Below are 6,217 nucleotides of genomic sequence, written 5' to 3' on the forward strand. Positions count from 1 at the left end.
TAGGGCGAGTGTTTCGTTGTAGTGGGTGAGGGCTTGGTCGAGTTGGCCGCGTTGCCGGTGGATGTCGCCGACACTTTCCAAGGAGATGGAGAGGTCGCGGAGTGTTTGGGGTGTTTGGTCGTAGTGGTTGTGGATGCGGCGGCCGAGTTCGAGTGATTCGTTGTAGTGGGTGAGGGCTTGGTCGAGTTGGCCGCGTTGAAGGTGGATGTCGCCGACCCTGTTGAGGGAGATGGAGAGATCACCGAGAGCTTCGGGGGTTTCGCCCTGGGTGTTGATCGCGCCTCGGTCGATGTCGAGGGCCATGAGGTACGCCTCATCGGCCTGGTCAAGCTGGCCGCGAGTCTCGTACGCGGCTCCCAGCTTATCCAGAGAACGGGACAGGTCGCGGAGCGTTTCGGAGCCTCCGCCGACACGCTCGACCGCGAGGCGATCGATGTCCACCCGCGCCTTGCGCACGGCAAGTTGCTCGTCCAGATCGGGGGTTTCGGCAACGAGATCCACGAGCCGAGCGGTGAGCTCCCTGCCGAGGGGTTGACGAGCGGCGAGGGCCTGACGAGCGTGGCGGAGAGCCGCTGGCAGGTCGTCGCGGCTGCGCAGGGCGACGGCGAGCCAGGCGTGGGCCAAGGCCCGGTCGCTCGGTGTGCCGGCCGCGTCGAACGCCTGGCGGGCCGCCGCCACCGCGTCTGCCGGGTGGTTCGCCTGGACGGCCACCCCGACGCGGCGCAGGATCGGGAGCAGCTCGGGACCAGCGGTGACACCCCGGTCCAGAACGTGTTCCACCGCCCAGCGCAGATCCCCGTCGTCGACTCCCGCGCCTGGGGGCGTGGTGGGGCGTGCGGTCCGTTCGACGGGCGTGGACGTGGCATCCACCACCGCGACCATGGCGCGGTACGACCAGAGGTCCGGTGCGGACTCCCGCGCCGTGACCAGCAGGCTGGGTGGGCACGCCAGGATCACCCCCGCCGGCAGCACCTTCCGCAGCAGGTCGCGGCGTTCGTTCAGCCGGCGCAGGAACCTCGCCCACGCGTCGCGCCAGGGTTCCGCGTCGCCGGTGACGCCGATCAGCCAGGTCAACGCCAGGTCCGGCGTATGGTCGCCGAGCAGCCAGGGCATCGCCGACATCAGGTCGTCCGGCTGTTCGACCCGGATGGCCTGGGTGTTCTTGAGGTGGATCCGGCTGTAGTTGCGTGCCCTGGCCTGCAGCTCGTCCAGCACGTACAGGTCGCCACAGAACAGGAAGCCGAGCCAGAAGCCGGGCTGCAGCGCGAGCTGGGACCGGAGGTTCTCCCAGACCGGTTCCACCGTCGCCGGCGCGGGGCCGGTCATCGCAGGTTGAGCACCCGGACGGCCAGGGGGTGCACTTCGTACCAGTCCCGGCCGTTCTTGTGACCGAGCAGCATGTGCGTGTCCATCAGCCGCGCCATGAGTTGGACTTCGCTGTCCGTCGGCTCCGGCATGCCGTTCGTCGCGATGACGCGGCGGAGGAAGTCGGCCTGCTCCCTGGTGACACTGGAGAAACCGTGCGCGACGGTGTCCAGGGCGTCCTCGACGTGCTCCTCGCGCACGGGCAGTGTGAGCCCGCGCCCGTACGCCGTGGTCAGCACCTGCCGCAGGAGGATGAAGATGTCCCGCAGGTGCCCGCCAGACGCGTGGATGACCCGGTGCAGCCGTTCCCGCTCATCGAGCACCTCCTTCCAGGGGATCCGTTTCTCCACCACCTCCACCAGCTCGCGCATGGTCTGTTCGGAGTTCGTGTCGACCTCGCCGTCCCGGTTGTGGAGGTGGGGGATCGGCACCGGCCGGACCGCGCCGTCGTACTGGAGCATCCCGGGCGCCGTGAACAGCAGGTACGTCGGCACGGTGTAGACCATGTGGTGCGAGCCGAAGCGGAGCTTGTCGGCGTGGTGCACGAACAGGCCCTCGACCGAGGCCTGCACCACCGCGTCGTTCTCCAGCGTGCCCCGCAGCTTCTCGAGGCTGTCGACGATCACGACGACACCCCGCGTGTCCGGGTTGGCGTCCCGGTTCCGGCTGACCAGCTCCTGGAAGAAGTCGGCGATCTCGTCGCGCAGCTGGGGGATCTGGGAGGCGAGCTTCTGCCGCAGCTCGTCGACGAACACCGGGCTGCCCTTGAGGTCGCGCTTGAGGTCGACGTCGAGGCTGACACCGAACGCCGACGCGCCGACCTTGTCCCTCGACGCCGCCACACCAACCGGACCGGCCTTGATGTCGATCTTCAGCCGGCTCAGGAAGTCACGCAGCCGGTTGCCGAAGCTCCTCTCGGGATCGACCGGCGGCACCTGCTCGCTGACACCGAGCGCGAGAGCGATCAGGAAGTCGGCGACGTCGACCGGCATCGACTGGTTGATGAAGCCCAGGATGTCGACCAGCGCGACGGTGAACCCGTCCCGCTCCAGTGCACCCCTGAGCCGCCTGAGCTCGGTGGTCTTGCCCGAGCCGCGCGGCCCGGACAGCAGCTGCGTGGTGGTGCCGAGCTCCAGGTCGATAGTCGCGTGGATCTCGTCGATCGCGGCACGGCCGGCCTCGTCGAGCGCGACGTAGCGGTGCTCGTTCGGATCGGTCGGATCCAGCGGGTCGAGGGTCAGCTCCTGCATCCAGCTCCGCAGGAGAGTCCGCAGCTCATCACGCATGACGTGATCGTACGGCCGACCGGCTACTCGGCCGGTTTCGCGCTCGCGGTCTCCGCCGGCTCGGGTTCCGCCGGCGTCGCCGGCACGGTCGCGTGCTCCGGCTCGGGTGCTGTGTCCTCGGCTGCCGCGTCCTCGGCGGGGGCCTCGGTGGGGTCGTCCAGCCGGCCGCCGCTGATCAGCGACAGGGCAGGGAGGTGGCGGGTGCGCACGTTCGGCAGGGGGAGTTCCTTCCCGTCCTCGGCCACGGCGCGTACCCAGGACCGCTCGGAGACCCGGAACGCGCGCAGCTCCGACCAGGGCACGACGTGCCGGCCGAACAGGGTCCTGGCGACCAGCCGCTCCCGGTCGGCGACCGTCCGCACGCGCAGCACCCACGCGATGGCGGCGATCGGGACCAGGTAGATCACGAACAGGCCGGGCGCCGCCCACGCGAACGGGGTCGCGGTCACCGCGAACAGCAGTGCTCCCAACACGGCTGTCGCCGGGATGCGGAACACCAGCTTCGACGGCACCTGGGGAACGGTCACGCCCTCTATGGTGCCACGGAGGGCGGCTCGCGGAACGAGCCGGCGACGCTCCCAAGTGGTGAGATCACGATCCCGCAGAGTTGACGCCCCTGATCGGCCGCACTAACGTCTCCATCGTGCCCCAGCAGACCGGTCTCGTACTTCCCCAGCGCGTTCGACGCTGAGGGAGCCAGCCGTCGAACGCGCGACCCTCGTACGACCATCTCGGTCGGCGGGGGTTTTTTCGTGTTCGAGAACGTCTGAGAGCCTGGTACAGACCCCGACAAGAGGCAGAAGCCGATGACCAGTGCGACACAGCGGCCGACTCCGGCCGCCGCAACGCCCGGGCCGCGCCCCGCGGCCCCTCGACCCAAACCAGCACCGCCGACCGGCACGCCGGTCCGGGTAACCGGCGCGCAGTCGCTCGTCCGCTCGCTCGAGGCGGTAGGCGTCGAGGTGGTGTTCGGTATCCCGGGCGGCACGATCCTGCCCGCCTACGACCCCCTGCTGGACTCCACGAAGGTTCGGCACGTCCTCGTCCGCCACGAGCAGGGCGCGGGGCACGCCGCCACCGGGTACGCCCAGGCCACCGGCAGGGTCGGGGTCTGCATGGCCACCTCGGGACCGGGCGCGACGAACCTCGTCACCCCGCTCGCCGACGCCAACATGGACTCCGTGCCGATCGTCGCCATCACCGGCCAGCAGAGCCGCGCGCTGATCGGCACCGACGCGTTCCAGGAAGCGGACATCTGCGGCATCACGCTGCCCGTCACCAAGCACAACTTCCTCGTCAAGGACCCCGCGGAGATCCCGCGCGCCATCGCCGAGGCGTTCCACATCGCGAGCACCGGCCGACCCGGCCCCGTGCTCGTCGACATCCCCAAGGACGTGCTGCAGGAGACCACCTCCTTCTCCTGGCCGCCCGAGATGCGGCTGCCCGGCTACAAGCCGACGACCCGGCCGCACGGCAAGCAGGTGCGCGAGGCCGCGAAGCTGATCGCGCACGCCAGGCGCCCGGTGTTCTACGTCGGCGGCGGCGTGCTCAAGGCCGGCGCCTCCCCGGAGCTGCGTGAGCTGGCCGAGCTGACCGGCATCCCCGTGGTCACCACGCTGATGGCCAAGGGCGCCTTCCCGGACACTCACCGCCAGCACCTCGGCATGCCCGGCATGCACGGCTCGGTCGCCGCGGTGGCCGCCATGCAGCGGGCGGACCTGCTGATCGCGCTGGGTGCCCGCTTCGACGACCGCGTCACGGGCCAGCTCTCCACGTTCGCGCCCGACGCGCAGATCGTCCACGCGGACATCGACCCGGCGGAGATCTCCAAGAACCGGCGCGCCGACGTCCCCATCGTGGGCGACTGCAGGGAGATCCTCGTCGAGCTGGTGGCCGCGGTCCGGGCCGAGCTGGCGGACGGCAAGCAGGCCGACCTCGCCAAGTGGTGGCAGCAGCTCGACTCGTGGCGCGAGACCTTCCCGCTCGGCTACGAGTGGCCGAGCGACGGGTCGCTTGCCCCGCAGTACGTCATCGAGCGGATCGGCAGGATCGCCGGCCCCGAGGCCGTCTACACCGCCGGCGTCGGCCAGCACCAGATGTGGGCCGCGCAGTTCATCCAGTACGAGAACCCGAACACGTGGCTCAACTCCGGTGGCCTCGGCACGATGGGGTACGCGGTGCCGGCGGCCATGGGCGCCAAGTTCGGCCAGCCGGACAAGGTGGTCTGGGCCATCGACGGCGACGGCTGCTTCCAGATGACCAACCAGGAGCTCGCGACCTGCGCGATCGAGGGCGCGCCGATCAAGGTCGCCGTGATCAACAACGGCAACCTGGGCATGGTGCGGCAGTGGCAGAACCTCTTCTACTCTGAGCGGTACTCCCAGACCGACCTCGGCACGCACAAGCACCGCATCCCCGACTTCACCCTGCTGGCGGAGGCGCTGGGGTGCGCGGGGCTACGCTGCGAGTCCAAAGAGGACGTCGACGCGGTCATCCACCGCGCGATGGAGATCAACGACCGGCCCGTGGTGATCGACTTCGTGGTCGGCAAGGACGCGCAGGTGTGGCCGATGGTCGCGGCTGGCACCGGCAACGACGAGATCATGGCGGCGCGCGGCATCCGCCCGCTGTTCGACGAGGACTGATGGCGATGAGCACACACACCCTCTCGGTTCTCGTCGAGAACAAGCCCGGTGTTCTCGCCCGCGTCTCGGGCCTGTTCTCCCGGCGTGGCTTCAACATCGAGTCGCTCGCGGTGGGCCCGACCGAGCACGCCGACGTCTCGCGCATGACGATCGTCGTCGCGGTGGACGAGCTGCCACTCGAACAGGTGACGAAGCAGCTCAACAAGCTCGTCAACGTCATCAAGATCGTCGAGCTGGACTCGCAGGTGTCGGTGCAGCGCGAGCTGCTGCTCGTGAAGGTGCGCGCGGACGCGACCGTGCGCACGCAGGTGCTGGAGACCGTGCAGCTGTTCCGCGCCAAGGTGGTCGACGTGTCCCCCGAGGCGCTGACCGTCGAGGCGACCGGCACCGTGGACAAGCTCGAGGCGCTGCTGCGGATGCTCGAGCCGTACGGGGTGCGGGAGATGGTGCAGTCGGGCATGGTCGCGATCGGCCGCGGCCCGCGCTCCATCACGGCAACCGGCGTCCGCTAGCGTCTTTTCCCAGAAATTTCAGGAAGGAAGTACACACGAGCATGGCAGTCGAGATCTTCTACGACGACGACGCGGACCTCTCCATCATCCAGAACCGGCGGGTAGCGGTCGTCGGGTACGGCAGCCAGGGGCACGCGCACGCGCTGTCCCTGCGCGACTCCGGCGTGGAGGTCCGGATCGGGCTGCCGGAGGGCTCCAAGTCGCGGGCGAAGGCCGAGGAGGAGGGCCTGACCGTGCAGACGGTCGCCGAGGCCGCCGCATGGGCCGACGTGATCATGATCCTGGCGCCGGACACCAAGCAGCGCACCATCTACGCCGAGGAGATCGCCCCGAACCTCAAGGACGGCGACGCGCTGTTCTTCGGGCACGGCTTCAACATCCGCTACGGCCTGATCACCCCGCCGTCCAA

6 protein-coding genes are annotated in these 6,217 nt (G+C 69.4%); 3 read left to right on the forward strand and 3 right to left on the reverse strand.

What is annotated here, in order from left to right; all coding sequences use genetic code 11:
* The 3 genes from ACJ73U_RS18390 to ACJ73U_RS18400 form a co-directional block, all read right to left on the reverse strand.
* Nucleotides 1-1,326, reverse strand: a 1,326-nt coding sequence (locus ACJ73U_RS18390) for a tetratricopeptide repeat protein (protein WP_407778872.1), incomplete at its 3' end; no start/stop codon positions are given.
* Nucleotides 1,323-2,651, reverse strand: coding sequence for a hypothetical protein (locus ACJ73U_RS18395; RefSeq protein WP_407778873.1), 1,329 nt, complete (start codon nt 2,649-2,651; stop codon nt 1,323-1,325). The genes ACJ73U_RS18395 and ACJ73U_RS18390, both read right to left, overlap by 4 nt.
* Before the next feature lie 23 nt (nt 2,652-2,674).
* Nucleotides 2,675-3,178 carry a PH domain-containing protein gene (locus ACJ73U_RS18400; protein WP_407778874.1) on the reverse strand — a complete coding sequence of 168 codons (504 nt, stop codon included), beginning with the start codon at nt 3,176-3,178 and terminating at the stop codon, nt 2,675-2,677.
* A 279-nt stretch (nt 3,179-3,457) separates the two neighbouring features.
* On the opposite strand from ACJ73U_RS18400, the gene ACJ73U_RS18405 reads away from it, so the two are divergent.
* From ACJ73U_RS18405 to ACJ73U_RS18415, 3 genes are all read left to right on the forward strand, one after another.
* Nucleotides 3,458-5,296 carry an acetolactate synthase large subunit gene (locus tag ACJ73U_RS18405; protein ID WP_407778875.1) on the forward strand — a complete coding sequence of 613 codons (1,839 nt, stop codon included), beginning with the start codon at nt 3,458-3,460 and terminating at the stop codon, nt 5,294-5,296.
* 5 nt (nt 5,297-5,301) lie between these two features.
* Nucleotides 5,302-5,808, forward strand: coding sequence for an acetolactate synthase small subunit (ilvN, locus tag ACJ73U_RS18410; protein ID WP_407778876.1), 507 nt, complete (start codon nt 5,302-5,304; stop codon nt 5,806-5,808).
* Nucleotides 5,809-5,849: 41 nt separating this feature from the next.
* The coding region (locus ACJ73U_RS18415; protein WP_407778877.1) for an NAD(P)-dependent oxidoreductase at nt 5,850-6,217 on the forward strand (368 nt) is incomplete at its 3' end.

The sequence above is a fragment of the Actinophytocola sp. genome, assembly GCF_045807065.1.
Lineage (GTDB): Bacteria > Actinomycetota > Actinomycetes > Mycobacteriales > Pseudonocardiaceae > Actinophytocola.

Coding starts and splice junctions, on each gene's coding strand:
- ilvN (WP_407778876.1), top strand. CDS start 5,302: ATGAGCACACACACCCTCTCGGTTCTCGTCGAGAACAAGCCCGGTGTT.
- ACJ73U_RS18395 (WP_407778873.1), bottom strand. CDS start 2,651: ATGCGTGATGAGCTGCGGACTCTCCTGCGGAGCTGGATGCAGGAGCTG.
- ACJ73U_RS18405 (WP_407778875.1), top strand. CDS start 3,458: ATGACCAGTGCGACACAGCGGCCGACTCCGGCCGCCGCAACGCCCGGG.